Genomic DNA, 25,743 nt, shown 5'->3' on the forward strand with positions numbered 1-25,743 from the left:
AAAAGAAAAGAATCACTTTTTTACTCCTCGAAACGGCAGAAACCTCCGCCAGAAAAGCTGGAACAGAGGTTTCTGTGATTTCTTATGTCAGAAGAATTTCTCAGTTATTTCGTTCTGAATTACTCTTCGTCTTCGTTTTTCTTTCTGCCGCGGAGTTTGAATCCAAGTCCGCCGGCACCAAGAGATGCAACTGCCATGCTTACCCATCCCCAGATGTTGGTAGCATCACCGGTCTTTGCATTATCGCTCTTCTTGGAAGTAGAAGTATTGGATACTTTATTACTTGCAAGCGGAGTAGATGTTGCTTTCGGGGTGCTTGTCGGGGTCTTCGTCGGCTGCGTCGTAGGTATTGTGGTAGGAGCAGTCGTCGGGGTTGTGGTTGGTGCTGTTGTAGGTGTAACCGTCGGAGTCTCAGTTGGGGTTACGGTCGGGGTTTCCGTCGGGGTAACAGTCGGAGTCTCGGTCGGGGTTACGGTTGGGGTCTCTGTAGGAGTAGGAGTCGGCTCTTCTGCTGATTTCTTCCAGGTGAAGCTAAGATCCTGATATCCCAGTGAAGAAACTGTAATTTCAAAGGAATCGCCCTCTGCGAACGGTGCTGCATCTGTCTTTAAGGAACCATCCTCATTGAACAGTACAACAGCTCCTCTTCCGCTTGCTGCATATGCTTTTCCATTTACAGTAACAGAGGTAATGTTCTTCAGATAATCTGCAAACTCTTCATCTGTTGCATCCCCGTTCTTAAACAGACCCGGTGTTGTCGTATCTTCGTTAAATGCTGCCGGCATCTCTTCCGTGTAAAGGATAAAGTCTGCGGAAAGATCTGCATATTTACCATTCTTATCGCTGACAGTCAATGTATAAGAACCTTTCTCTGCATTCTTGAAGTACAGAGTATCACCGGACACGGTTCCCGTCAGACCTTCTACTGTATAGACAGCATCGTAATCATCCGGCAGGCCTTCCAGTTTAACAGAAGCATTTCCAGATGTGACAGACGCATTTTCTACAGAAAATTCATATGCAAACTTAACCGGTACATATACATCTGCGTCGACTTCGTAAATTCCCTTGCTGGTGTAATAGGTAATTTTGTTGATGGTCTGTCCCATCATGCTCTTGTAATGTTCCGAGGAGGTCGGGCAGTTATGAACGCTTGTCGTAAATCCAGTGCTCCATGCCAGCTCAGACACTCTCCAGATATTCTCCAGATGACGCATTCCGTAATCGTTGCCCTCTTTTGTGCTGACAACAACACCATATACGGTATCTTCGCCTGCTTTGATGGTATCAGTAAGACCATCCAGATCCAGCTGATAATCACCGTATTTGCTGTTAGTGGAGAGCTCTGCCGTTACATTTTCCAGCTTTGCTGCCTCGGTTCCCTGAACAGCACCAAAGGTTACATTGCCGTCTGCATCTACAGATGCTTCTTTGTAATAAGACGGAACCTCATGTAAAGTGTAATATGCATAGCTTGCATTCTCATACAGTGCATCTTTTCCGGTATACGTTGTGGTGGATGTTTGTCCACGGTTGGTAACGGTGATTTCTACAGAATCCTCATCTGTCACTTTCGTGTATTTGCTCAGATCCATATCCTCTGTTACTTTTACTGGGAAGGTGATACCTGTAATATCGCTTCCGTCTGCATTCACATGGTAAGATCCGCCGGAAAGTGAGGCTGTTCTTGTTTTGTTCTTGGTTGCGGAAGTAAATGCATCTACTGGAATATCGTTATGAACCTCTGCCTGATAGAACTCAGCATACGGAATGTTCATTAATACATACTGGGACTGAAGTGCTTCGATTGCTGCATTCAGATGCTCTGTTGCTTCGTCTACGGTTCCCTGGCTCTGTTTTTTCTCCAATGCTTCTTTTGCTTCTGCCAGTTCTGTCTGCATATTATTCCAGGAAGTTTCCGTGTAAAGCTCTTTATTCAGTGTATCTGCCTTTGCAATTGCCTCTTCCAGTGCTGCTGTGCTCTCTACCGGATCAGCTCCTACAATATTCGCTTTAGTTGCTTCAAAAGTGTAGGAAGCATCTGCATAGCCAAGTGCATGAATCGTAATCTTCCAATAACCGGTTCCATCCGTTCCCTCCGGTAAAGTGCAGCGCAGGGAATCGGTAAGGCCAAGCTGAATTCCCATTACTTTATGCATCCAGTTATCTGCTGCGAATTTTGTTCCATACGTTGCTTTTGCATTCGTATAAGTGGAATCATCACCGTAATAAGTCCAGGTTACGGTCTGCAGATTAGCAGCCAGATCGCCGTAATTTCCCGTTAAATCTACGCGAAGGAATTCTCCATAAGAACCTTTGGCTTCTTTCACGGTCAGTCCTACGGTCTCAGCATCCGGAGCTGTCTTCAGCGCCTGATCTTTGATTCCGGATTCACTTCCTGTTGTTCTTGCAGAGAAGGAGAAGCTTCCATCTGCATTTTTCACTGCTATCTTCAGACCGTTTGTGTTTTCTGTTACATCTGCAACCAGGCCTGTATAGCTCTGCAGTTTATTTTCAGAAAATCCACCGGAAAGTGTTCCGCCGTTTTCTACCACAACATACTTTTTGCAGAAATCTTCGTAATCATCTTCCGAAACTTTTACAGGCACATATTTCAGACCTTTTACTTCATAATGATCAATCTGGCTCTTATCGTAAGTTACGGTCTCGCCGTTGGTCAGAACTGCCGTGGTTGCTGCGGTATAATATGCCACATCATAGGTTGTGCCATCTTTCATGTAGATAGTCGCTGCGCACTGGAAGCTTCCTCTGTGCAGTCCATGGTTTGTGGTCGCACGGGTTACAACATCAAAAGCGCCTTTATCACTTTCTTCGCGACTGTCAGTTTCATCCGAACCAGCGTCGCTTCCTGCCGCCTGAACTCCTTCTGCTGCCCAATACTCAGCCCAGGTAAGACCTGCATATACATATTTATATGTTGTTTCTTTCTTCTCATAAGTAAAGGAAAGCGTCTTGTAACCTGTTGCAGTTACTTCGATTTCAAATTTATTTCCTTCTGCAAAAGCGGCAGCTGTCAGATCAAGCGTACCGTCTTCTTTGATCAGAATTGTTTTCCGTTTTCCAGTTGCTGCATATTCTTTTCCATTTACTTTTACCGAAGTGATGTTCTTGATATAATCAGCAAAGTCATCTTCTGATGCATTCTCTGCTTTTACAAGCGCCGGAGCACTTCCTTTTTCGTTGTAAGCAGCCGGCATTGCATCTGTATACAGAGTAAAGCTCTGTGTCAGATCTGCATAAACACCTTTTTTATCATGAATCGTCAGAGTATACATTCCTTTTTTCGCATTTGCGGAATAAGAAATGGTATTTCCGTCTACTGCAAATCCATCCAGACCATCTACGGAATATTCTGCATCATAATCAGCCGGAAGTCCGGTTACGGTCATCGTTGTCTTTCCAGTGGAAAGAGAAGCGTCTTCTACGGATACACTTGCCTCAAATTTTGTTGGAACAAAAATATCATTCACCGGAATCGTGTAGATTCCTTTGCTGGTATAATAAGTAACCTTATTGATATGCTGTCCCATCATGCTCTTGTAATGTGCAGAAGAAGTCGGGCATCCATGCACCTGTGTTGTAAATCCAGTTGACCATGCCAGCTCTGTTCCGCGCCAGATATTTTCCACATGACGCATACCATAGTCATTGCCTTCTTTTGTGCTGACAATAACACCATAGATCTGATCGGTTCCAACATCAATCGTGTTCTCCAGTCCGTCGAGATCCAGCTGATAATCTCCATATCTTGATTCAGTCATAAATTCCGGAGATACATTGGTCAGTTCAATTGCAGTTCCAACTGTTTTTCCAAAAGAAAGAGAGCCATCTGCATTTACCGTTGCTTCTTTGTAGTAAGAAGGTGCTTCGCTTAATACATAATATGCATAGTCTGAGTTTTCAAATAAGGCGTCTTTTCCAGTGTATGTCTGTGTAGATGTCTGACCACGGTTTGTTACTGTAATACTTACAGAGTCAGAATCTGTTACTTTCTTAAATTTGGAAAGATCCACTCCTGTTACTTTAACCGGGAAGGTAATTCCATTGATTGCACTTCCATCTGCATTGGTATGATAAGAACCACCGGCAAGAGTGGCTGTTCTTGTTTTGCTCTTCGTTGCGGAAGAAAATACATCCACTGGAACAGAGTTGTTTACATCTGCAGCATAAAATTCATCATACGGAATGTTCATCAGAACGTAAGCCACCTGCTCAGTTGGAGTCTCGGTCGGGGTCGCCGTTGGGGTTGCGGTTGGCGTTGCTGTCGGGGTCGCCGTCGGAGTCGGTGCTTTAACAAGGCCTTTTACTGCAGTATTCAGCGCATCTTTCGCGGTATCAACAGCGCTCTGGGATTCTTTTGCAGAAAGAGCAGATTTTGCTGCGGTAAGAGCAGTCTGGACAGCTTTCCAGGAGTCTGCGGTGTAGTCAGCTTCCTTTAATGCTTCGGCATCTGCGATTGCTTTTTCAAGTGCTGTGGTGTCTACTGCTTCTGGAGTCGGGGTTGCTTTTTGGGTTGCTGCAAGAGCCGCGGTTTTTACTGCATTCGAAGTTCTGGTTGCACCCGATACAATATCCCATCCTTCAATGTTTTCAATCGTTGCATCTTTTCCAAGAAGTTTCGTTTTGAATCCTTTGCTGTTTGTAGCTGCTTTTTTAAAATATGTAGCATTTTCTGTATTGTATCCAGAACCAGGTGTTACTGCAATATCAGAAAACTTACCGTCTGCAACTGTGATTTTGACATTAACGTCATATTCATCCCATGCATTCTCATCCTCATCGTCTTCTGCAGTTCTGGTAACATGAGCCGTAGACTCATAAGTGCCATCTGCCAGCACGCCACTTGTAGCATCCGCCAGTGCGGTTCCCGGGAGCAGGCTCATGGTCATGGAAGCTGCCATTACGGCTGCTAATGATTTTTTCTGAAGTTCTTTTCTTTTGATCATAACTTCCTCCTTTTTCCTTTTCCACAGTTTTGCAGGAAAAACAGGGGCAAAACTGTCCTTCATTATTATATTAGTTTTCACTAATCAATAATTGTTTTAACTAACCGTAGATTATTCTACTAATTTTTGATCGTTTTGTCTAACTCTTAACTGATTATTTTTTCTCAAAAGAGGCACAGATTCTGCTTATTGAGTATTTTTACTATTTAATGATCCGATACTGTGAAGTTTGTGGGATGATTTTCGTTCCCACACAGAAAAAATTCCGTAGATATGGAGTTTTCACCGCGAAGAACTCTTTCGTCCATCGCGTTTTACCGCAGAAAGAATGCGGTCCGAAAGGATTCCGATCAGCATTCCGGTGATGACTCCGGCCACGAGAAGCGCCGGCAGATAATAGAACAGTTTGCGGTTCTGCACCACGAGAGCCGCCACGCAGATCTGCGCGACATTGTGCGTCACGCCTCCTGCAATACTTACGCCGGTGATACTAAAGCCCTTGATGTGTTTCAGCAGAAGCATCACAAGAAAGCTCAAAAGCCCGCCGGCAAGGCTGTAAAGGATGGACATTCCATTTCCGAACAGATACCCCATCAGAAGAATGCGGGCGACGGAAATCATCAGGACTTCCCCTGCCGGAAGGAAAAAGAGGCCGACGACTACAACCAGATTGGCAATGCCGAGTTTGATTCCAGGAACACCGAGGTTGATCGGGATCAGTACCTCCACATAACTGAAGATCATGGCAAGTGCCATCAGCATGGCGCATAAGGCAATTTTTCTGCTTGCAGTGCGGCTGTCTCTCATAAATTCCAATTCCTTTCTTCTAAGCTGGTATTATTTTACAATCACATCCGGCGCATCGTCGGCGTCGTCCGTTGTGGATCCGTCACTTTCTACCTCCGCAACCAGCTTATGCGGCAGGCACACGATCGTCTCATTTACCTGGGAAATCGTACCCTGTCTTTTGCAGTAGCCGTCCGGGCAGTCAGCTTCTTCCATATGGGCACTTCCGTTTTCGATCACCAGGACATTCGTTCCGTGACCCGTCTGAATTTTCACGGTCTGATTTTCTGCGAGTGAATACGTTCCGTAGACCTCGCCGTCCACCGTGACTTTCATGGTATTTCCATTTTCCGTTTTCGGCAGCCGAAGTGCCAGGGCAAGGATTCCAGCCAAGAGCAGAACGGCGCCTGCCAGAATCAGATCTTTTTTCTTCATATAGTTTTCCTTATTCTGAATCAGATGCCAGCCCATAACAGCAGTGTCAGCAGGAATACAGCACGGAACAGCGTAAAGAGGATTTCATTTCCGTGAAATTCCTTTACCCCGCAGCGGATATTACCTTTCGGACACGTATCAATACATTTCTGGCACTGGAAACAGTCGCCGGAGATCTCCACGTATCCATCGGATGGCAGTTCCACCGCTGACGGGCACTGTCTCGTGCAGGCGCTGCAGCCGCGGATGCAGTTTTCGCGTTTCCGGTGCAGAGTAAAGAACGGCAGGATCGGAAGCAGAGAAAAGACAGCTCCCATTGGGCACAGGAAACGGCAGAAAAAGCGCTCCTCAAAGAACATGCCGACCAGGATCAGCACCAGAAGAACAATGCCTGGAATATAAGAGGAAAGTCGGAAATTTCCCGCATGCAGCATGGAAAAGACATCCCACGGGCTTGTTCCTCTTGCTTTCTGATAAACTCCTGCAAAGCAGCAAAGAGCAATCAGAAGCAGAATGCCGTATTTGACCAGCGCCAGTTTTTTTGCCAGCTCCGGTTTGATGCATCTGGGCTTCTTTTTACGTTTCTTACAGATTATACCATAAATTGCGTGCATTGCATCCCCCAGACTTCCAAAAGCGCATGCAAAACCGCAGAAAAATCTGCCGAAAACAATCGTAAATGCACAGACAAGAAGCAGAGCCGACACAAACGCGGTCATCTCAATTTTTTCACCCTGTCCAAGCTGCGTAAAAATGTATTTCACTCCGTTAAATGCAGCGGTAAATACTGACGGAAGAAACAGGAAATATAAAAGCTGGATTCCGGCACGCAGGCAGGAAACGATCTGTTTTCTCTTCTTTGCCGGTAATGTGGATAGATCTAAATTTTTCATGTTATTTCTCCGCCTTTTCTATTGCTTCCTGCGCCGCATTTCTGATACCGGTGGAGCTGAATGTTGCTCCGCTGATCGTATCAACATCGGCGGACTGTGCCTCAATAATCTTTGGAATGATCGCCTCCGCGTTTGACAGATACGCACTGTCCTCGCCGTCGGCGGATGTGATGGCAAGATCGGTAATCTGGCCGCCCTCTACGGTTACTTCAACTGCAATGGTGCCGCCGAAGCCGTCAGCTTCACCGTCATACGTACCGTCCACGTACTGCCCTTCTGCTTCTGCTGCTTCACTTGCGGCCGTATCCGCCGTGTTGGATGCAGCTGCTGCGGCCTGCAGATTTTCCTTCTGAAGCTGGGTCGTCTCAAGCTCTGCCGAGAGCCGCGCGATCTGATCCTCTTTGTCTCTTTTATCGAGTACGGTATTGTAGCCGATCAGAACAGCAGCAATGACAGCGACATTCAAAAAACGAACAATCAATTGTCTCATCTGTTTTCCCCTTTATTGCGTTACTTTCGCAGCATCCAGCGCATTCCGGCATGCCTCAAGAATGGCTTTTGAGGAGCAGGTTGCACGGGAAACGGTGTCGATGTTTTCAAGCGTTCCGGTTTCCAGAATCTGAGCGGAAACGCCTTTGATTTTGGAGGTTCCTTCGGATGCGCGGCGGATGTAGGAGGCATTCTGACTGTCTCCGTCACCGGTGATGTTGCTTAACGCTACGATTTTATCGTTTTCAATTGTTACCGTCACAGAAAGCTGATAAGCGGTAAAATCTTCATCTTCATCCGGCTCGCAGACGGCAATCGCTGTGTATTCGCCGTCCTGATAGATCTTTTGTTCCGGAGTTTCCGTCGGGGTTGGTGTTGGCGTCTCAGTTGGCTCCGGGATTTCGGTCGGGGTTGGTGTTTCCGTCGGTGTCGGGGTTGGATTTTTCTTTTCCTCAGTTACGCGTTCTGCCTCTTTTAAAGCTTCCTCGATTGCCGCAAGAATTCCCCTGGAGCTGTAGGTTGCGCCGGAAACGGTGTCAACTTCCAGTGTCTGGTTTTTCACAACGTCCTTTGCTGTCTGTTTTGCGCGTTTTAAGAATGCTTCGTCATCTTCACTCTCGGTCACGAGAATTGCCTTGATCGTCTCATCCTGAATGACAACTGCCGTTGTAATGTCTCCCAGATAGCCCTCGCCGGTTCCGTAGTAAATGCCTTCCTCGTATGGGAATTTTCCTTCCGGAATCGTTGTGGTTCCGCCGCTGCTCGTTCCGTTATCCGGAACGGTCTCGCCGTTTGTTGCCTTCTTCGCATTTTCCAGCGCCTGTTTTACTGCGTTCTGGATGCCGCGGGAGCTGTACGTTGCGCCGGATACGAGATCCACATCGGTTTTCTGTCCGTCTACGATGCGGTCCGCTACGACTTTGGCACGGTTGAAGAATGTCTCGTCATCTTCGTTTTCCAGAATCAGTACCGCTTTGATCGTCTGATCCTGCAGGGCTACCGCCACTTTGATGTCTCCCTGGAAACCGGCGGCCGTGCCGTAATAAATTCCGTCCTGATAAGGGAAACTTCCCTTGGATGCAGACGAATTGTTATTGTTCTGATTATTATTCTGGCTGTTGTTTCCGTTGTTTGTATTGCTCTGGCTTCCTCCGTTTGTACTGGAAGACCCGTTCACTGCCGCCTGACTTAAGGCACTCCGCACAGCTTCAATAATACCGCGGGAGCTGTATGTCGCGCCGGAGACCGTATCCACATTCGTACTCTGTGTTGAGATAATCGTCGAAATCAGAGAGGAAGCACTGGAAAGGTAGCTTGGCGTATCGCTGTTTTCCACAATATCAATCGAAGCAATTTTTCCGCCGCTGACAACAACGCAGACTTTCATTGTGCCGCCAAATCCTGTTCCGGTTCCGTAATACGTTCCATCCCGGTAGGCAGCCGGTTCTTCGATTTTAGATACTGTAACGGTTCCGCCGGCAGAGGCTCCGCCGCCTGCCGCTCCTGATGCGGATGCCGGTTCTGAAGTGTCCTCCTGACCGGTCAGTGCATTTTTCACGGCTGCAAGGATACCTTTTGAACTGAAAGTTGCACCGGAAACCGTGTCCACATCCACACTCTGGGATGCGATGATACGGTCGATAACTCCCTTCGCACGGTTCAGGAAAGCTGCGTCCTCGCCGGGAGCGCTTACAATCGAGATCGACTGAATCGTTTTGTCTTTCAATACGACAGAGACTGTAATCGTACCGCCAAAACCTGTTCCGCTTCCTTCGTACGTTCCGTCCGCCAGCTCAAAGCTGCCGGAACCGACGGCTGCGACAAGTTCTGCTTCGGTATCGGTTGTCTTTTTGGTATCGTCCTTCTTTTTTGTATCATCTTTCTTTTCCGCTGCATCGGTATCCTGTTCCGGCTCCGGTGTCACCAGTGCCTCCGGCTGCTCTACGGCGTAAACCGGTGCAGTGTAGCCGTTCAGCGAAATACCGGCACAGGCTGCTACGATAACTGCCGCGAGAGCCGGTGCAAATGCTGTCAGTTTTTTCCATTTTCCCATGGTTATGTATCACCGTCTTTCCTGATAATGTTTGTCTCGTGATCGGATGTGAAATCGTCAGCAATTCCTTCGGTTACATACAGAACGCCGTCCGCATCCTCCAGAATGGTGTCAAATTCATCGCTGTGTGCACGCCAGTATTCGGCCGCCTTGTCCTTCCCCATGATGAAAAGAGAAGTAGAAAGGCCATCCGCCAGTGTTCCGTCAGCACTTACGATCGTCACCGACACCAGACCGTTATTTGCCGGATGACCGGTCGATGGATCGATGATGTGATGATATTTCATGCCGTCCTGTTCGAAATACCGCTCATAGCCGCCAGAAGTAATAACCGCCCGGTTGGCCGTCGAGAGAATGCCGAGATAATCATCCTCTGCCTCCGGACTCTGCACGGCAACGCGCCATTTACTGCCGTCCGTTTTCGTGCCGACAACCTGAACGTTTCCGCCGAGGTTGATGAGCCCGCTCGTCACACCGCATTCCCGGTAAATATCGGCGATTCTGCCGGAGGTATAGCCCTTTGCGATTCCGCCGAAGTCAATTTTCATGCCGTCCTTGGCAAAGCTGATGGATGCGCTGTCCTTGTCGTATAGGATATCATTGGCATCGGTCAGCGGAAGGAGGCTTTCGATCGTCTCATCCGAAGGAATCGTATAATTTCCGGTTGTAAAACCCCAGGCGTCCATGATCGGATAAATTGCGATGTCGAAAACGCCGTTTGTGCTGTCATACAGATCCAGCGAGCGTTCCAGCAGATAGGTGGTATCCTCCGATAAGGTTCCGCCGCCGTTTGCATTGATCTGCGCTACTTCACTCGTCTTCTCTCCGGTCGACAGAAGTGCATCCAGCCGCTCAATCTCCTGCTGCGCCTGATCCACCGCCGTTTCTGCATTCGGACCATAGGCAGTGACCGTCATGTACGTATCCATCGCAAAAATATCTCGGCTGCTCGATGCATCTGCGGCATCGGAAGAAGCTGTGGATGATGCGGATTTCTGCGTGGAATTCTCTTCCGAAGCGTCAGAACTGCTCGAAGACTCCGAAACAGACGCCGGCTGTGTCTGACTTTCACTGCTCTCCGGCTGCGCTGCTGTCCCCGCACCGGAACATCCGCCGACCGTCATCACCATGGCAAGACAAAATGCTGCAACAATTTTCTTTTTCATAAATAAAACTCCATTTTTTCTTATGTTAGGAAATCCTAACTTTGGTATTATAACATTAACTCGTAACTTACGCTATGAATTACTTGATAAAAGTTTTTCAATTAGCGTTCTGCATCTGATAAATTTTCTCATTTTATGTACTCTAAATCAAGTGGATTTTACTGGAATTCAAGCAGCGATATACAAAAAGCCCCCACAGCCGCATTGCTGCGGCCGCGGGGGCTTTAGAAATAACATTTTCAGAAATTACATATGATCGTGGCAGGTACGTGCAATTACGTCCATCTGCTGCTCTTTTGTCAGGTCGATGAATTTAACTGCATAGCCGGATACACGGATTGTGAAGTTTGCATACTCCGGTTTCTCCGGGTGCTCCATTGCGTCGATCAGTTTTTCGGTTCCGAATACGTTTACGTTCAGGTGATGTGCACCCTGCTCGAAGTATCCGTCCAGAACGTGTACCAGGTTCTCGGTACGCTCTTCGTCGTTGTGGCCAAGTGCGCCCGGGTTGATGGTCTGGGTGTTGGAGATTCCGTCCAGAGCGTCCTCATACGGCAGTTTTGCTACAGAGTTCAGGGAAGCAAGAAGTCCGCTCTTCTCTGCGCCGTAAGACGGGTTAGCTCCCGGAGACAGAGGCTCACCGGCTTTTCTTCCGTCCGGCAGAGAACCAGTTGCTTTACCATATACAACGTTGGAAGTAATGGTAAGGATAGAGGTAGTCGGCTCAGAATCACGATAGGTATGGCAGTATTTCAGTTTGTCCATGAAGGTACGAAGCAGCCATACAGCGATCTCGTCTGCTCTGTCATCGTCGTTGCCGTATCTTGGGAAGTCGCCGGTTGTCTCGAAGTCAACAGCCATTCCTTCTTCGTCACGGATAACTTTAACTTTAGCGTATTTGATTGCGCTTAAGGAGTCTACTACGTGAGAGAATCCTGCGATACCGGTTGCAAAGGTACGTCTTACATCGGTGTCGATCAGAGCCATCTCTGCTGCCTCATAGTAGTATTTGTCATGCATGTAGTGGATCATGTTCAGAGTTCCAACGTACAGATGAGCCAGCCAGTCCATCATAACGTCGTATTTCTTCATAACCTCATCATAGTCCAGATACTCAGCAGTGATCGGCTGATATTCCGGAGCAACCTGCTGTTTTGTCTTCTCGTCTTTACCGCCGTTGATCGCGTACAGAAGGCATTTTGCAAGGTTTGCACGAGCGCCGAAGAACTGGATCTCCTTACCGGTCTCGGTAGCAGATACACAGCAGCAGATGGAGTAATCATCGCCCCATACCGGACGCATTACATCATCGTTCTCATACTGGATGGAGCTTGTCTGTACAGAAATATGAGCTGCATATTTCTTGAAAGCTTCCGGAAGATTCTCAGAGTACAGAACAGTAAGGTTCGGCTCTGGGGACGGTCCCATGTTTTCCAGTGTATGCAGGAAACGGAAATCGTTCTTTGTAACGATAGAACGTCCGTCGATTCCCATACCGGCAACTTCCAGAGTAGCCCATACCGGGTCACCGGAGAACAGCTGATTGTAAGACGGAATTCTTGCGAATTTAACCATACGGAATTTCATTACCAGATGGTCGATCAGCTCCTGAGCCTCTTTCTCGGTCAGGATTCCTTTTTCGATATCTCTTTCGATGTAGATGTCAAGGAAAGTAGATACACGGCCAACGCTCATTGCAGCACCGTTCTGAGTTTTGATAGCTGCAAGGTATCCGAAGTACAGCCACTGAACAGCTTCTCTTGCGTTCTTAGCCGGCTCGGAAATGTCATAGCCATAGGACTGTGCCATAACTTTCATATCCTGCAGTGCTCTGACCTGGTCAGCGATCTCTTCTCTTAACTGGAAGTCACCACGACGCATTCCCTGACGATTGGTTGCAGCGAAGTCTGCTTTTTTGCGCTCGATCAGGTAATCAATACCGTACAGAGCAACACGACGGTAGTCGCCTACGATACGGCCACGGCCATAGGTATCCGGCAGACCGGTCAGGATTTTATTATGACGGGCTTTCATCATCTCTGGTGTGTAGATGTCGAATACACCCTGGTTATGTGTTTTGTGATATTTAGTGAAAATTTCATGAAGCTTCTCACTTGGTTTGTAGCCGTAAGTCTCGCAGGACTGCTCAGCCATTTTAATTCCACCATACGGCATAAATGCACGTTTCAGCGGTTTGTCTGTCTGAAGACCAACTACCTGCTCCAGATCTTTCATGCTGTCATCGATATATGCTGCGCCGTAAGCTGTGATTCCGCTTACAACGTCTGTCTCCATATCCAGAACGCCGCCTTTTGCACGCTCTTCTTTCTGGAGTTCCTGTAATTTGCCCCACAGACGGTCTGTAGCCTCTGTTGGTCCCTCCAGGAATTTCTCATCTCCGTCATATGGAGTATAGTTGTTCTGAATAAAGTCACGTACGTCGATGCCTTCTTTCCAGAGTCTTCCGGTAAAGCCATCCCACTGTTCAAATTCTCTCATTTGCTTTGTTCCTTTCTGGTGTTATTTTGTTTCGTCACGCTCCGGCATCTTCTTTGCACCGGGCATGAACACCTCCGCATGCATAATATAACAAATCTCTGCTTTCCGCGCAAGATATGCACTTGAAAAAATACAAGGAAAACCACAAAATCTTGTATTTTTATAAGAACAAAATCTACATGTGGCGCTTTTCTTTTATGCCCCGTATCCGATTTCATATATCTGCTCTGCAAAGTCACAAATAACATATGTTCCATCGGAAAATTCACTCTTCTGTACGCTTCCGTCCACCGTCATACACTCGTGGCGTACCAGTTCCAGGAGTGCCGTTTTTTCATGCAGCTCCGTTACAACGCGGCATCTTTCTGTCATCTCTTCCAGACTGATTTTCTCCCCGTCAAATGCACCATCTGTATTCGGATATGCGCCGTCCCGTACAAGATACGGTGCACCGCCTGCAAGAAGCGCATACAGCATATAGTCCTCGTCTTTTGAAACACGGTCCATCATCCACGGCTCGATCACACAGTCATGATACACAAGATTAAAGAGCGGCACCGGGATTCCTTTTTTCGGTGTCTCTGCCGGGCGCAGCATAAAGTCGTACGGCGCATAATGGCAGAATACCAGATACGGAACGGCCCAGTCGCTGACCTCCTCGGAGCTTGAGAGAATCCCCTGTGATAGCAGCCAGGAGAAGCAGTTTCCGCGGTACGTATAGCAGTCTCTTCTCGTCATCACATGCTCCGGATTTGCGCACTCGTCGCCCTCGTTGCACGTAAACACATCGAGGTATGCACCGTCAAGCCGGATTCCGTTTTTCTTCAGCTCGGCAAAATTCCGTTTCACATAGAACGGTGCCTGCGTTGCACAGAGATAGCTCTGCGGTCCGCCCGCCCAGTAACTGTGTCCCGGTATCGTTCTATCCGGAAGGCGGCAGGCATAATTTTCATCGTAGCTCGGCGCTGCATGGTAATAATCGCGGTACTGGTCGTGAATACCGAATTTGTAGCCGAAATCATGCATCGTATCGACAAGCGATTTCATGTCTTCCCATCCGCCGGCCGCTTGGCATGCCGGTGTGTAGTCCGGATGCTGGTTGTCATACCCCGGTTCTGCCCAGCCGTCCAGATGAAGATAGACTTTCTCTACGCCGAGATCATGAATTTCGCGGATCTGCTGTTCGCGCACGGAAAACGGCACTACGCGGTTATTTTTCTCCGGATTCTGCGGATCGAAAAAGCCGGACTCTGGCTGCACAACCGTCTTGATTCCCGTATGAACAAAACACGTTCCCACAAGATCGTGAATGGACGGATTCTGTACTGCCTTTTCTTTCAAAGTGCGCAGATGGCCCTGTTCCCGTACATACTGACGGTATGTTTTGCAGAGGTCGTTATAATCGCAGTTATTTAAAAACGTATAACGGAATACGCGGCGGTAATTCATTGTTCCAAGGCTTGGCTCCAGCCATGCCCCCACGCTGGTATACGGGCCGCCTGCCGGGTGCTCTGCCTGATAACCGACGTTCCACGGTGTTGTACAGATCGCTGTATAGCCGCATCTTTCCTTCACCTGGCCAAACCACGGCATATAGCCGCCGGAGGTCTCAAATCTGCCGTCAAACGAAAGCTTTCCAAGTTCCGTCTTCCAGGTATTCGGAATCAGAAGTCCCTGTCCCTCGGTAAGGAGTGTATACCAGTCATCGCGCCCGTTTGTAAACTCCATTGCCGTCGGCCACAGCACCTTTACCGGATGCAGTCCCTCCTCGCAGAGCGGAATCCACTCCATCCAAAATGTTTCATCCACAGCTTCGATCCAGATAATCGTCTCGAAGGCATACGGTGTTCCCGCAAATCCCGCATAACGGCTCCGGATGCCGCATCCGACGCCGAAGGAATAGACCTCATGGGAAATCTCCTCTGCATCCAGGAAACGGTATGTTCCCTCTGCAAAAATCAGTTCCGGTGTCTTTTTCGGATCCGTATTCCAGACAACGCCGTCTTTTTCGATCCTAAGTCCCAGCGTCTCTTCATCGAGCATCACAGCAAGCGATCCGCTTTCTATTTTTTTCATCGTGTGATATTCCCCTTTTTCTTTATCATATGCGTTCCAAACACCAGAAAGGCGCAGAGAACCCGTCCGCCTTTCTCTGCACGGTTCCGGATTTTCTGCGCCTTTTTCCACCTAACTTACATAATCTCTTCTTTTTCTACGACTCTACCGTCTCTCCAGATTCTCTCCAGATCGTAGAACAGGCGGTTCTCCTCATCAAAGATGTGGATGACAACATCGCCGTAGTCCATCAGAATCCAGTTTGCGGTCTGATAGCCTTCGATCTGTTTTGGATGTACGCCGGCTTTTCCGAGTACCTCCTCTACGTTGTCTGCCATCGCCTGTACCTGGTTGCGGTTGCTTCCGCTGGCGATCATGAAATAATCTGCCAGAGTCGAAACATGGGTAATGTCCAGAATGCGGACATCCATTGCTTTTTTATCTTCCAGTGCTTCCAGTGCAAGTTTTGCAGTCTGTTTTGCTTCGCTCATTTATGCTTCCTCCTTTGCCGTCCGTTCCCGGTGCAGTGCCTCATAGAACTGATACGCCTGCTCCGTCATCGGGTCCATCGTCTTCGGGTTTTCCGACAGATACGCCATACTGTCTTTTAAAATTTCATACATGCATTCGTCGATATCGGTGAATGCCAGCTTCCGAAGGCGGGTAAGGTGTGGTGCCTTGTTTCGTGCCGGCTCGATATAATCTGCGATATAGATGATCTTCTCCAGCAATGTCATATCTTCTTTTCCTGTCGTATGCCAGGTGATGGCACTTAAGATCTCCGGATCTTCCACCTTATACTTGTCCTTCGCCAGAAATGCACCGAGCTTGGCATGGATCAAAAACGGATTGTTCCGCTCAAACTCAGTGATTTCAATCTTATTTTTCTCACACATGGTGATTTTTTTCTTATTCGGAATGCATTTTGCACAGTCGTGAAGCAGTCCCGCGACACGGGCTTTTTCGAGATCCTCGCCCCATACCATCGCCATGGATGCTGCGGTAAACATCACACCGAGCGTGTGATGATAGCGGTCTTCATCGACTTCCTTCTGGAGTTTTTTGTCCAGTTTCCATAAATCGTACTGTTCCATCCTGCTCTTCCTCTAATCCTGATAGATTTTCTGCTCCTGAATGTAGGAAATCACAGAATCCGGCAGATAGTATTTCACGGGTTTTCCTTCCCGGATCCATTCCCGCAGTTCGTGGGAAGAAACATCCAGATTCGGTGTGTCGAGTTTCAGAAAGGTACCGTGAAGTTTTTTTGCATTTCGTTCCATACAGGCCAGAAGCTCTTTCTCTTTTGCCCGATCCCTAGTCGCCACAAGGATCTTTGCCGCGGCGCAGATCCGCTCTGGATTTTTCCACTCATCAAAATAGAACAGGGAATCCGCTCCAATGATAAAGTAAAACTCCGTGCACGGATGTTCCTTCCGCATCGCCTCAAGCGTCCGATAACTGTAGGTATAGCCCTCATCTTTCATCTCTTTGGTGCAGAGCACAAAATGCGGATTGGATGCGATGGCACGGCGCACCATCTCGACACGCTGTGCATTCTTTGCCCGTCCCGCCCGGTTCCGTTTATGTGGCGGATTTCCGGCCGGAAGGAACCAGACTTCATCAAGCCCGAACTGCTCGTACGCCGCCTCGCCAAGGATCAGATGACCGATATGAATGGGATCGAATGTGCCTCCCATAATGCCAATTTTTCTGTTTTTCTTTTCCATACGTTTTCCTCAAAAAGCGCCGGAACTGCAGCGGTATGCTCCGGTCCCGGCGGTTCTTTCCTGCGGATTATTTCGGAAGCTGAATTTTCTTTTTCTCTTTTTTGCCCTCTTTGTACAGCACGATCTTTTTGCCGATCACCTGTACGACCTGGGAATTGGTGCGTTCTGCCAGAACTTCTGCGATCTCTCTTGGATCATCGAGGCAGTTCTGCAGTACATTGATTTTAATTAGTTCTCTCGCCTCAAGTGCCTCTGCTACAGCAGCGGTATGCTCCGGCGTGATGCTGCTTTTTCCTACCTGCAGGATCGGTTCCATGGTCATGGCAAGGCCTTTCAGGTATGCTCTCTGCTTGCTGGTCATACGTCTCCTCCTTCGTTATTTATTCGTTCTATTTATAATAATCAAATTCAAATCCATACATCTTGACGGTATCGCCTTCCTGGATGCCGGCCTGCTCGAGTTCGTCTAAGATACCGGTATCTTTTAAGAACCGCTGGAAGAAAGCAAAACCTTTCTCGGAATCCAGATTGGTGTAGCCGAGCATTTTCTCGATCTTCGGTCCCTCGATGATGAAGCGGTGCTCGTCCTCCGGGTCCTGCTCGACGGTGTACGGCAGGTTCTCGGCAAGAAGCATATCCTCCGGGAAGAATTCCTGCTCGAAGACCATACGCTCTTTCGGAAGCTCATCGAGTTTTTTCTGTACGGCATATAAAAGCTCTTTTAAGCCTTTTCCGCTGACGGCAGAAATCGGATAAACCGGGATGCCTTTCGGCTCGAACTCTTTTTTCAGACGTTCCACCGGATCCTCTTCGCCCTCTTCTACATAGATCGCATCGGTCTTATTGGCCGCGATGATCTGCGGGCGTTTTGCGATCTCCGGGTTATAGGCTTCGAGCTCTTTGTTGATCTTGTTGATATCATCCACCGGATCTCTTCCCTCGGTCGATGCAACGTCTACTACATGGATCATCACGCGGGTTCTCTCGATGTGGCGCAGGAATTCATGGCCGAGGCCGACTCCTTCCGATGCACCCTCGATCAGTCCCGGGATATCTGCGATAACAAATCCGCTGCAGCCCTCAAGGTCTACGACACCGAGGTTCGGGGAAAGCGTGGTAAAGTGATAATTTGCAATTTTCGGTTCTGCATTTGTCACGCGGGAAAGCAGGGTCGATTTTCCAACGTTCGGGAAGCCGACGAGTCCGACGTCCGCGATGACTTTCAGTTCCATTCTTACTTCCAGCTCCTGTGCCGGCTGGCCTGGCTGGGCGTATTTCGGAACCTGCATGGTAGCGGTTGCGTAATGCATATTTCCGTTTCCACCTTTTCCGCCTTTTAATACAACCTGACGGCGGTTTTCACCGGACATATCTGCGATGACTTTTCCGCTCGCAGCGTCCATAATGACGGTTCCTTCCGGTACTTTCAGGACAATATCTGCGCCGTTTCCGCCATGGCATCTGCGTTTTCCGCCCGGCTCGCCGTCGGTAGCAGAAAACTTTCTTCTGTGGCGGTAATCAACCAGTGTATTCAGTCCTTCGTCAACTTCAAAAATAACGTCTCCGCCTTTGCCGCCATCGCCGCCGTCCGGCCCGCCGTTCGGTACAAAAAGCTCTCTGCGGAAACTGACATGTCCGTCTCCGCCCTTACCGGAGCGGATCAGAATTTTTGCTCTGTCTGCAAACATGGTATTCTCCTGTCTTGTTTTATCTAAATCCAAATCGGTCTGTTGGACCTTTAATTATTATTAACAAAAACGGCTTCAAACCTCTTAAGATTTGAAGCCGCACCTTTGTCTTACTCTTCTGTTGCTACCGGATATACGGAAACCTGTTTTTTGTCACGTCCTTTTCTTTCGAAAGCTACGCGTCCGTCAACCATAGCGAATAAGGTATCGTCTTTTCCGATTCCTACGTTCACGCCTGGATGAATCTTGGTTCCACGCTGTCTGTAAAGAATGTTTCCAGCCTTTACAACCTGTCCGTCAGCTCTTTTTGCTCCTAATCTCTTGGACTCGGAATCTCTACCGTTCTTGGTAGAACCAACTCCTTTTTTATGAGCGAAAATCTGAAGGTTCATATTTAACATGGTATTACACCTCCTTGAATGCGATCTCTAAGTATTGTGCTCCATAATCGCGGCGAATACTTTCGAGGCCCAGCAAAAGTGATTTTACAAGAAGTGCGGTACTTTCAGAATACCCATTCGGGAATGAAAAATACACGTATCCATCTCCAGCCTCACTTATAATCAGATCCTCTGTCAATGTTTCCACGGAATTTACGGTGTTTACAATCAATGCGGAGACAGCGGCACAGATGATATCCTGCCCTTCCTCTGCATAGCCTGCATGACCGTTTGACTCCACGGAGATGTACTCGCCGTCAGACTCTGTTACGGTTATACAAATCATAAGACTTAAGCGTTGATTTTTTCAATCTTCACTTCAGTGTACTGCTGTCTGTGACCGTTTTTCTTATGATAACCAGTTTTTCTCTTATACTTGTAAACGATAACTTTTTTGCCTTTACCGTTTCCAACTACAGATGCGGTTACGGATGCATTTTTAACGTCCTCGCCAACTTTCAGTCCGTCATTGCTTACTGCAAGTACCTGATCAAAAGTTACGGTTTCTCCAGCTTCAACGCCAAGTTTCTCTACTCGGATAACATCGCCTTCAGCTACCTTGTACTGTTTACCACCTGTTGCAATAATTGCGTACATATGGCACCTCCCTATCAATTACTCGCCAGATTCGGTGGTCTTTCGACTCTTTTACCTCTCTGTGCGGCATACTTCTACAATATATCATCACGTCTGCTGTTTGTCAATAGTATTTTTCAGGAAATTGCAGATTTTTTTTCGCATGCAATTGCCAGTGCGCCAGGTCCGATGTGGCAGGCAACGCTTAAGGACAGCGGATGCGCATCGACTTCAAAATCCGGGAAGGCTTCTTTTACTTCGGCAATCCATCCATCGATTACTTCTTTGTCGTTTGCGGTATAGGCAATGTGAAGTCCCATGATGCCGGCTGCACGCTCTTTTGCGAAGCGTTTGTCCATATCTTTTTTCATAGCCTTGATCATGGCTTTCTTTGCCTGTTTCACACCGCGCGCTTTTTCAAACGCGTCAAGCTTCTCTCCCTGGATCGTCAGCACCGGTTTGATATTTAAAACGGTTCCGATCATGGCTGCTGCCGGCGTAACGCGGCCGCCTTTTTTCAGGTATTTTAACGTATCTACCATAATATAGATACTTGCATCCAGCGCATCCTCTTCCAGAATTGCTTTAATGTCTTTCGCTGCCACGCCGCGGTTTGCCATTTTCTTTGCATCCAGAACAGACTGCTGCTGCGTAACGGAGATTCTCTGGTTGTTGACAACCTGCACTTTTCCTTCGTAGTCCTCGGACAGCACGGTCGCTGTATCACAGGAGGTGGAAAGGCCGCTTGACATCGGAATGTAAACAATGTCATCGTACTCTTCGAGAATTTTGTTCCAAAAATCCATCAGATCTCCCGGAGACGGCTGAGATGTGGAAACAGCCGCATCCTCTGCCAGAATCTCGTAAAACTGTTCCTGTGTCAGGTCGATATCCTCAAACTGGATTTTTCCGCGCATGAAGAAAGGCATGGGAAGGACAAAAACGCCCAGCTCTTTCGCCTGACTCTGTGTAATACCGCTGTTGCTGTCGGTAGCAATAGCTGTTCTTGCCATAGTTCTTATTCCTGCTGTCTCTTTTTTAGGGAAACAGCTTTTCCTTTCTGTAATATCGTGTAACGCTTGATTTGCTGTTATTCTATCATAAATCGTACCTGTTTTCTACCCGGCTTAGACATTTCTGCAAAATTGCCCAAACTGCTTTTGATTCTTTTTACATCATACCAATACCAAGGAAAAACAGTCCGCCAAGGATCAGCAGAATGGTCGGAATTACGATTTTTGCAATGGTCTTTTTTCTTCTCTCCTTCGGGAAAAATCCTTCGCTTTTTGTCTGCTGGTACGTCAGAAGACGGCTTCCCATATAAAGACCGATCGGCATCAATGCCGCTTCGATCAGATACATGCCGATGTACGTTTCCGTTGCATATCCGCTGCCTGCTGCTGCGTTCCCCTGCAAGAACATATAGAGGAAGCTTGCCGCAATGCTCGCCACAATCGTCGATGCGTTGTGGACGAAATGGAACAGCGAGCTGTAAAACATGTTGTCGGTCTTCATCCGCACATACGAGAGAACGATTCCCATCATCATCATCGGAAGAAAACGGACGATGCTCATGTGGAAAGCGCCAAAATAAACGCCCATCAGAAGCAGCATCACCCATTTCTTTTTGATTCCGCGCAGGCTGTACTGCAGAAGACCGCGGTGCAGTGCTTCTTCACAGATGGCCGGTGTCAGCGCAACGACAAGCAGCTCGCCGAAATAGGAAAGGCCCGCCATACTGCTGTCCATGGATTCCGAGAGGCTTGCGTATTCCTGCGGGAAAATCCATTCCATCAGAAGGAAAAGGGCAAGCACACCGCGGTACGTCACATACCACATCAGAATGGTTCCGAGGATTCCGGCTCCATCCGGCTTTTTTAATGGGAACACTTCTTTTAACGGAATATGAAGTGCCCGTACGACGAGAATGGATCCGATCAGGAATACAATGATCTCGTCCAGCGCATTTCCATACATCCCTCCTGCAAGAACCAGCGGAATTCCGGCGAGATTAAAAAGAACCATCAGAAAGGCAAACACCAGCAGGCCCTGCCATGGTTTCAGTATCTTTTCTTTTTCCGCCGGATGCGGCCGTTTTGCCGGCATCTGGTTTCGAAAGGGTTCGTAAAGATATGGGGTATCATTTTCATTGAGGTGAATCGGTTTCTTTTGTGGTTCCATATTCATTCCTCCTTTGTAAGGTCACTGTCATTTCATCTGTTCTGCCAGCGGCCGGCGGATTTTCTTTCTCGTCAGTTCCACGAGATGAAGCGCCGTCATATCCACAACTTTGGTCGGAACGGGATCTTCCCGCACAAGACCCTGCAGGAAGCCGAGAAGGCGCTCCTCCTGCTCTTTTTCCGGCATGTTGATAAAGTCAACCAGGATCAGACCGGAAATCCCGCGCAGGCGGATCTGGCGGGCGATTTCGCGGGCTGCCTCCTGGTTTACGCTGTACAGAAACGTATTTTTCCGTCCGCCGAGCTGCTTTCCGCTGTTCACATCGATCGCGGTCAGCGCTTCGGTCGGTTCGATCACGAGGAATCCGCCGGAAGGCAGATCCACACGTTTGTCGAGTGCCTGTTTTACGTGATTTTCGAGATTTTCTTTCTTTGTCAGTGTGGTAAGCTGATCCTCATACCAGGTCAGGCGGCAGTCGTGAAAATCATGGCGCTCCAGATATTCTCTGCAGATCTCATACGTTTCTCTGTCATCTGTCACAAGTTCTGAAACTGACGGTGCATACCGTTTGACGAGCTCCGGCACGGCATCTGACGCCCGATACAGGCAGGAGTACAGGCTCCGCATTGTTCCATACTGGACAATCCGCGCGAGTTTTTCGGACAGCTCGAGATATTCCTGCCGGATCTCTTCTTCCGAAGCATCAGCGGATGCGGTGCGGAAGATCACGCCAAACGGAAGGCTTCCGCCGGAAAATTCTGGAAAGATCCGGCTTCCCAGTTCTTTTAACCGTTTTTTCTGCTCCGGCAGAAGGCGTCCCGAGCATGAGATTTCCGGCTTTCCATAATAGAGCGCCAGGGCACTTCCCGAAAGAGAAAGTTCTGCTGTCGCCGACGGAAGCTTCGTTTTCTGCGCTTCCCGCTGGATCTGCACGACAATTTCATCTCCGACATGCAGTTCTGTTCCCGGTGCTTTTTTCAGAAGATACCCTTCTTTTACACGGGACAGATCAAGAAAACAGCTCTGCTGCTCCGCAAACGAGACAAATGCCCCGCGGATCCCGGGCGCCAGTTTTTCCACCCGGCCGACATAGATATTGCCAAGCAGCGTTTCCTTCTCCCTGCAGAGGGCCGTCAGTTCGACCGGTCTTTCTCCTTCCACCAGCGTGTGTACCAGGTAATCTTTTCCCGCCCACGGCAGATGGGCAATGACAACTCGTTTACTCAACTTCTTCTCCTAATGCTTCCAGCGGAACCAGCTTTCGCTCTTCTTCCGTTCCGATGTCTGCGTAAACTTCCTCGCGCAGAATCGTGTATGCAAACGGCGGCAGTTCAACCCCGCACCATTTGCAGAACGCTTCCATCACGAGCTCCGGTTTCAGGTTCGAAACACTTCCGGTGGAGAGCTGCATCCAGACACCACTTTTCTTTGCTTTCATATCGTAAATCCATGGGCGGATATCGGTCAGCTTTTCGCTTCGTTTTGTCTTTCGCATGATCTCAATCTGCGGAAGTGCAAAAAACACCGGTACTTTCGTTTCCAGATCAATCTCCGGCATTTTTCCCTCGCGGAACTGCACGAGATAATCGGCTCCTGCTACGAGAGACATTGCCTTGCTTGCTTTTCCATCCGGCACATGGCGGGCGGAAAGCACTTCCATTCCCTCAACCATCGTCGCATTCAGACGTTTTACAATCTCGTCGGTTTTCATATCTTCCGCGAGCACCATATCGAAATATTCACCGGTGCTGCTGATGCCGACACCGAGCGGAGAAGCAAACGACAGCAGCATGTGCGGGCTGAAGCCCTCGGAATAAGCGATCGGAAGTTCCGCACGGCGGATTGCTTTCTGGAAGTAACGCATCACATCCAGATGACCCACAAATTTCATCACACCTGTTTTGGCAAACTTAATTCTGATTTTCATAGCAGACACCTCCTCCGAATGATTTTGCTCCGCAGCCGGAACACTGCATCTTACAGTTCGGGGTAACGGTTTCTTTCTGTGCCCGCTCCCATTCGCGGATCAGGAATTTTTTCGTCACGCCGATATCAAGGAAATCCCACGGAAGGATCTCATCGGTGCTGCGCTTACGGCAGGCATAGAACGAAACGTCAATGCCGGTCTCTGCAAACGCTTCTTCCCAGGCATCTTTCCGGAAATACTCGGACCAGGCATCGAAAATAGCACCTTTTCGGTACGCTTTTTCAATAACTTCGGCACATTTCCGGTCACCGCGTGCAAGGAATCCCTCCAGAAGGGAAATATCTGCCTCATGATAAATGTAACGGATGCTCTTCTGATTCAGCTGTGCGCGGACCTCTGCCTTTACAATCGCCGCTTTGTCAAGAAACTCCCTCTCCGTGTTCATCGGTGCCCACTGGAACGGAGTGAACGGCTTCGGAATAAAGAACGAGGAGCTTGCCGTAATCTGGCATTTTCCGTTTCTCTGGTCTTTCGGAATCTCATAGTAACGCTCTGCGATCTTTTCCGCCAGATGCGCAATTCCTTTGATATCATCCTCGGTCTCGGTCGGAAGGCCCAGCATGAAATACAGTTTTACTTTATTCCAGCCGCCCTCAAACGCTTTTCCGGCTCCGTCGAGAATGACTTCCTCGGTCAGACCTTTATTAATAACATTCCGCATCCGCTGGCTTCCCGCCTCCGGTGCGAAGGTCAGGCTGCTCTTTTTGATATCCTGTACCTTGCTCATGACATCGAGGGAAAATGCGTCGATTCGAAGAGACGGAAGGGAAATATTGACACCCTTTTCCGGGCAGCTGTCGATCAGATAGTTGACAAGCTCCGGAAGATGGCTGTAATCACTCGAGCTCAAAGAACTCAACGAAATCTCATCGTGGCCGGTATTGCGCAGCATATGGGTCGCAAGTTCTTTTAACTTCTCCACATCGCGCTCTCTTGTCGGACGGTACACCATACCCGCCTGGCAGAAACGGCAGCCGCGGATACAGCCGCGCTGGATCTCCAGAACGACACGGTCCTGTGTTGCCTTGATAAACGGCACGACCGGTTTCTCCGGATACGTTGCCTCGGTCATATCCATGACAAGCTGTTTTTTGATCTTTTCCGGTGCTTCCGGAATGGACGGCGTAAAGGCCGCGATCGTTCCGTCCTCGTGGTACGTTACTTCATAAAACTGCGGTACGTAAATACCAGGGATCCGGCATGCCTTTTTCAGGAAATCCTGACGGGTTCCGCCGTTCTTTTTATTTTCCAGATACGTGTCAAAAAGCTGGTCGTACACAACCTCACCCTCTCCGATGTAAAACAGATCGAAGAACGGAGCGATCGGCTCCGGGTTGTACGTACACGGGCCGCCGCCGATGACGATCGGGTCCTCGTCGGTACGCTCCACCGCATGCAGCGGGATTCCGGCAAGGTCGAGCGCCTGCAGAACGTTTGTATAACACATCTCATACTGCAGGGTGATGAACAGGAAATCCTCGTTTTTCACCGGCTCCTGGGATTCCAGACCGAACAGCGGAATGTTCTGTTCACGCATCACGCGGTCCAGATCCGGCCATGGGGAATAAACTCGCTCGCACCACATGTCCTCGCGTTTGTTGAACATATCGTACAGGATCTGGATGCCAAGGTGGGACATACCGATCTCATACACATCCGGGAACAGGAATGCGCCGCGCAGGGCTACTTTCTCTTTGTCTTTTACGACACTGTTGAATTCATTTCCAATATATCGCGCAGGCTGCTCAATCTGGAGCAGCACTTCTTCTGGCAATGCTAATTTTCTCATGCAATTCTCTCA

22 protein-coding genes are annotated in these 25,743 nt (G+C 48.6%); all 22 read right to left on the reverse strand.

The window, feature by feature from the left end:
• Positions 1-119: 119 nt before the first annotated feature.
• The 22 genes from DWZ44_RS12360 to DWZ44_RS12460 all read right to left on the reverse strand — a co-directional run bounded on the left by DWZ44_RS12360 (position 120) and on the right by DWZ44_RS12460 (position 25,731).
• Positions 120-4,967: a penicillin-binding Tp47 domain C-containing protein gene (locus DWZ44_RS12360; RefSeq protein WP_117804977.1), complete on the reverse strand. Its 4,848-nt coding sequence runs from the start codon at positions 4,965-4,967 to the stop codon at positions 120-122.
• A 282-nt stretch (positions 4,968-5,249) separates the two neighbouring features.
• A complete protein-coding gene (locus tag DWZ44_RS12365) occupies positions 5,250-5,774 on the reverse strand; it encodes a Gx transporter family protein (RefSeq protein WP_055266099.1) in 525 nt (174 codons plus the stop codon).
• Positions 5,775-5,804: 30 nt separating this feature from the next.
• Entirely contained in the window at positions 5,805-6,188 is a 384-nt protein-coding gene (locus DWZ44_RS12370; protein WP_117804978.1) for a NusG domain II-containing protein, read from the reverse strand.
• A 20-nt stretch (positions 6,189-6,208) separates the two neighbouring features.
• On the reverse strand, positions 6,209-7,081 hold the full coding sequence (locus DWZ44_RS12375) for a 4Fe-4S binding protein (protein WP_117761496.1): 873 nt from the start codon (positions 7,079-7,081) through the stop codon (positions 6,209-6,211).
• A gap of 1 nt (position 7,082) precedes the next feature.
• Positions 7,083-7,571: an FMN-binding protein gene (locus tag DWZ44_RS12380; protein ID WP_055228158.1), complete on the reverse strand. Its 489-nt coding sequence runs from the start codon at positions 7,569-7,571 to the stop codon at positions 7,083-7,085.
• Between the two features lie 12 nt (positions 7,572-7,583).
• Entirely contained in the window at positions 7,584-9,623 is a 2,040-nt protein-coding gene (locus DWZ44_RS12385; RefSeq protein ID WP_117761495.1) for an FMN-binding protein, read from the reverse strand.
• A gap of 2 nt (positions 9,624-9,625) precedes the next feature.
• The gene (locus tag DWZ44_RS12390; protein WP_117804979.1) at positions 9,626-10,789 is read right to left on the reverse strand and encodes an FAD:protein FMN transferase; all 1,164 of its coding nucleotides are present in this window, start codon (positions 10,787-10,789) and stop codon (positions 9,626-9,628) included.
• Positions 10,790-11,035: 246 nt separating this feature from the next.
• Positions 11,036-13,288, reverse strand: a complete 2,253-nt coding sequence (gene pflB / locus DWZ44_RS12395; protein WP_117508947.1) for a formate C-acetyltransferase — start codon at positions 13,286-13,288, stop codon at positions 11,036-11,038.
• A 195-nt stretch (positions 13,289-13,483) separates the two neighbouring features.
• Complete coding sequence (locus DWZ44_RS12400; RefSeq protein ID WP_055267920.1) at positions 13,484-15,364, reverse strand: DUF5696 domain-containing protein; 1,881 nt, start codon at positions 15,362-15,364, stop codon at positions 13,484-13,486.
• 116 nt (positions 15,365-15,480) lie between these two features.
• Complete coding sequence (gene rsfS, locus DWZ44_RS18460) at positions 15,481-15,834, reverse strand: ribosome silencing factor (protein WP_055267907.1); 354 nt, start codon at positions 15,832-15,834, stop codon at positions 15,481-15,483.
• Complete coding sequence (gene yqeK / locus DWZ44_RS18465; RefSeq protein WP_055217892.1) at positions 15,835-16,437, reverse strand: bis(5'-nucleosyl)-tetraphosphatase (symmetrical) YqeK; 603 nt, start codon at positions 16,435-16,437, stop codon at positions 15,835-15,837. It lies immediately after the preceding gene.
• A gap of 12 nt (positions 16,438-16,449) precedes the next feature.
• Positions 16,450-17,070, reverse strand: coding sequence for a nicotinate-nucleotide adenylyltransferase (gene nadD / locus DWZ44_RS12410; protein WP_117804980.1), 621 nt, complete (start codon positions 17,068-17,070; stop codon positions 16,450-16,452).
• Positions 17,071-17,137: 67 nt separating this feature from the next.
• Positions 17,138-17,431, reverse strand: coding sequence for a ribosome assembly RNA-binding protein YhbY (yhbY, locus tag DWZ44_RS12415; RefSeq protein ID WP_022462902.1), 294 nt, complete (start codon positions 17,429-17,431; stop codon positions 17,138-17,140).
• A gap of 28 nt (positions 17,432-17,459) precedes the next feature.
• Positions 17,460-18,758: a GTPase ObgE gene (gene obgE, locus DWZ44_RS12420; RefSeq protein ID WP_022462903.1), complete on the reverse strand. Its 1,299-nt coding sequence runs from the start codon at positions 18,756-18,758 to the stop codon at positions 17,460-17,462.
• A 110-nt stretch (positions 18,759-18,868) separates the two neighbouring features.
• Positions 18,869-19,159 (reverse strand): 50S ribosomal protein L27, encoded by a 291-nt coding sequence (gene rpmA, locus DWZ44_RS12425; RefSeq protein WP_022462904.1) that lies wholly within the window; start codon positions 19,157-19,159, stop codon positions 18,869-18,871.
• A gap of 4 nt (positions 19,160-19,163) precedes the next feature.
• Positions 19,164-19,484 carry a ribosomal-processing cysteine protease Prp gene (locus DWZ44_RS12430; RefSeq protein WP_055228163.1) on the reverse strand — a complete coding sequence of 107 codons (321 nt, stop codon included), beginning with the start codon at positions 19,482-19,484 and terminating at the stop codon, positions 19,164-19,166.
• A gap of 5 nt (positions 19,485-19,489) precedes the next feature.
• A complete protein-coding gene (gene rplU, locus DWZ44_RS12435; protein ID WP_022462906.1) occupies positions 19,490-19,795 on the reverse strand; it encodes a 50S ribosomal protein L21 in 306 nt (101 codons plus the stop codon).
• Between the two features lie 116 nt (positions 19,796-19,911).
• Positions 19,912-20,787: a DegV family protein gene (locus DWZ44_RS12440; RefSeq protein ID WP_117804981.1), complete on the reverse strand. Its 876-nt coding sequence runs from the start codon at positions 20,785-20,787 to the stop codon at positions 19,912-19,914.
• A gap of 157 nt (positions 20,788-20,944) precedes the next feature.
• Entirely contained in the window at positions 20,945-21,955 is a 1,011-nt protein-coding gene (locus DWZ44_RS12445; RefSeq protein WP_158565900.1) for a type II CAAX endopeptidase family protein, read from the reverse strand.
• A 27-nt stretch (positions 21,956-21,982) separates the two neighbouring features.
• The gene (locus tag DWZ44_RS12450) at positions 21,983-23,182 is read right to left on the reverse strand and encodes a ribonuclease E/G (protein ID WP_117761490.1); all 1,200 of its coding nucleotides are present in this window, start codon (positions 23,180-23,182) and stop codon (positions 21,983-21,985) included.
• On the reverse strand, positions 23,175-23,882 hold the full coding sequence (locus DWZ44_RS12455) for a TIGR03936 family radical SAM-associated protein (protein ID WP_117508951.1): 708 nt from the start codon (positions 23,880-23,882) through the stop codon (positions 23,175-23,177). Before DWZ44_RS12455 ends, DWZ44_RS12450 begins: the two co-directional genes overlap by 8 nt.
• Positions 23,866-25,731, reverse strand: coding sequence for a TIGR03960 family B12-binding radical SAM protein (locus DWZ44_RS12460; RefSeq protein WP_117761489.1), 1,866 nt, complete (start codon positions 25,729-25,731; stop codon positions 23,866-23,868). Before DWZ44_RS12460 ends, DWZ44_RS12455 begins: the two co-directional genes overlap by 17 nt.
• Positions 25,732-25,743 lie beyond the last annotated feature (12 nt).

It is taken from the genome of Blautia sp. AF32-4BH (genome assembly GCF_003460565.1).
In the GTDB taxonomy this organism is placed as follows: domain Bacteria; phylum Bacillota; class Clostridia; order Lachnospirales; family Lachnospiraceae; genus Fusicatenibacter; species Fusicatenibacter saccharivorans.